The following is a 2,564-nucleotide window of genomic DNA, read 5'->3' as shown; positions in this document are numbered from 1 at the left end:
TTGTTAGACCTATCTCTTTTTTTGTTTTTTAAATTTGTGATTTTCTATTAATTGCAATACTTAGCGCACAAAAAATTATAAAGCAGGTTAATTATACCATTCTTTGACGAAAATAATCAAAAATATTTTTTACTGTTCTCATTTTGGTGAGCAGTCATGATTGATACAGGCTATATCTAACTTAGAATTATGTCCAATCAGGCTTTATTTATAATCATCATTGTTAATTATTGTGGTTACAATAGCTGTAAATTTATTACAAGATCACTAGAGTAATCCCACTAAATAATTCGTGAGAGCTAAGAACCCTGCTCTCTCTAAAAAAGTGGCGTTCTTAGCTCTGAATTCTCCTCCATGAAATAGGATTGCTATGGGCAATCTGAGTAGATAATTGTCAAATTTGTTATTGGCTATATTTTTTAACAATAAAAATCATTTTCTGGTAATTGTATAACCTAATACAAAACATCTTAATATTTTCTATGTCTTATGGTAGAGAGTCATTCAATACTAAGAGAGATGCTCGAAAAAAATGTACTCCTCATGACAGATGACTGGGGATATTCTTATATAGTTTAATCCCTGTTAAATGAAGCGAAAATCAGGAATAAATCATGATAAAAAAATCTACTAAATTTACAGTATTTAATAGCATAAAATAAACTCTTGGAAGCTAATTTTTAGTTGGAAACAGATATGCAACAACATTTTATTTTCAACACAATTAAAGAAATTAATTATTGAAATTGTATGCTGGGAATATAATAATATTTATTCGTTATATATAAAATTTGTAAAAATATTAAGTTCGCCAACTAATAATTTTATTTTGATAGATAAAATTATTGGCTACATAAATATTTTTTTAAAAAATAGTGATGATCATTATTTACAGTTTTTAGTAGCAGTTAATTAAAAGGGGTGAGGAAGAATATGAACTCTGTTAACTATAATTTAGTTGAATTCGATTTACGATTGATTCTAAACTTGACAGTAAAGTTGAGATTATCTAGTTTCTGGATTCAGCAATTTATAGATAATATCTATTGGGTGGAACTAAACACCAAGTTTTTCTATTTACCACCTGAATCATGATTGCTGACTACAACATTGCTACAAATGCTCGTAGCGACTAGATTTGATGGAGAAGCAGCAATGAAAGCAAAGATTTTTGCCATTGTATAAGATAATTTTTAGTTAATTATTCCTGGACACAACTCCTGGTAATGGAAAAATGACTCACGATTCATCAATAACAATCCTTGTAATTGAAGATGAAACTGATAGCCGCCATCTCTTTTTAACTATTCTTGAGGCTGAAGGTTTTGAAACAATAGGTGCTGAAAATGGTTTTGTGGGAATTCAGCAGGCACAGAAGTATTTACCTGACTTGATCATCTGTGATATTATGATGCCTGATATGGATGGCTACGATGTTTTGAATGCGCTACGGCAAGATCCTCTAACAGCAATTATTCCTTTTATTTTTCTGACTGGTAGCCACGAGAAGACGGCTCTCCGTAAAGGTATGGAATTGGGTGCGGATGACTATATTACTAAACCCTCTACGATAGAAGAACTACTCAAAGCGATCGCTATCCGATTGGAAAAGCAAGCTTTGTTGAGACACTGGTATGCGACTAAATCTCATCAACTTCCTGAGTCGCTTAGTCTAGAACCTGAGTTTGTTTTTCCATCCAGTCCGCACCTCCAGGAAGTTTTTGATTATATTGAAGCTCATTATCATGAAGGAATTACTCTATCAGATGTGGCTGAGGCGGTTGGTTATTCAGCTGCTTACTTAACTAATAGAGTTGCTAAAGAAACAGGAGATACTGTTAACGGTTGGATTCTCCAGCGTCGGATGGCCGCAGCGCGTCCTTTACTCAAAAATACCAACAAGACAATTGAGCAGATTTCTAACGCTTTGGGTTATCAAAATGCGTGCCATTTCTCCCGTCAATTTCGCCAGCATCACGGTTTACCTCCCAAGGCTTGGAGAAAACAACAACAATCTTCTCAGTTTTATAAAAAACCTCCGTTACTACTGGGGAATGCTCCCACTTATTGGCAGAAATGCTTACCTGTAAGGGGTGTAGGGGTGTAGGGGTAATTTTTCCCTACGTCCCAGTGATTAACTATTTTTAGCCTTGGTGAAATTTTGGAGTAATAACTGTATCCCTAAAGCAAACAAACCGATCGCGACTATCGCAAATATCCCAGATCCCAAGGCTACTATACCAACAACCAGGGTACGAACGGCAGAGGTAAGCTTAATAACTAATTCATTATGAGAATGGATGGGTTTTTTAGCGAAGGTTGTAGCGATCGCAATCATGAGAGAATATACAGCATATCCCATTCCTCCAGAAATGATTGCCCCGATTAAACAGCGTAACGGGGTTGCTGCAACTGATGCGGTCGTCTCTGTTGTTGATGTGATGTTTTGGTCATTCATAAGTTAGTCATTAATCATTAGTTCCTGTCACCTGTCACCTGTCACCTGTCACCTGTCACCTGTCACCTGTCACCTGTCACCTGTCACCTGTCACCTGTCACCTGTC

Annotated in this window: 2 protein-coding genes; one reads left to right on the top strand and one right to left on the bottom strand. The window is 35.6% G+C overall.

Annotation, left to right across the window (positions count from 1 at the left end; translation table 11 throughout):
• Positions 1-1,234: 1,234 nt before the first annotated feature.
• On the top strand, positions 1,235-2,107 hold the full coding sequence (locus tag VB693_RS27135; RefSeq protein WP_323268951.1) for a DNA-binding response regulator: 873 nt from the start codon (positions 1,235-1,237) through the stop codon (positions 2,105-2,107).
• 27 nt (positions 2,108-2,134) lie between these two features.
• Here the strand turns inward: VB693_RS27135 and VB693_RS27130 are convergent, their stop codons facing one another.
• Positions 2,135-2,458 (bottom strand): DUF3082 domain-containing protein, encoded by a 324-nt coding sequence (locus VB693_RS27130; RefSeq protein ID WP_323268950.1) that lies wholly within the window; start codon positions 2,456-2,458, stop codon positions 2,135-2,137.
• Positions 2,459-2,564: the final 106 nt, after the last annotated feature.

It is taken from the genome of Anabaena sp. UHCC 0399, from assembly GCF_034931465.1.
Lineage (GTDB): Bacteria > Cyanobacteriota > Cyanobacteriia > Cyanobacteriales > Nostocaceae > Trichormus > Trichormus minutissimus.
The sequence above is the reverse complement of the archived record's forward strand: the minus strand, read 5'-3'. Positions and strand labels throughout refer to the sequence as shown.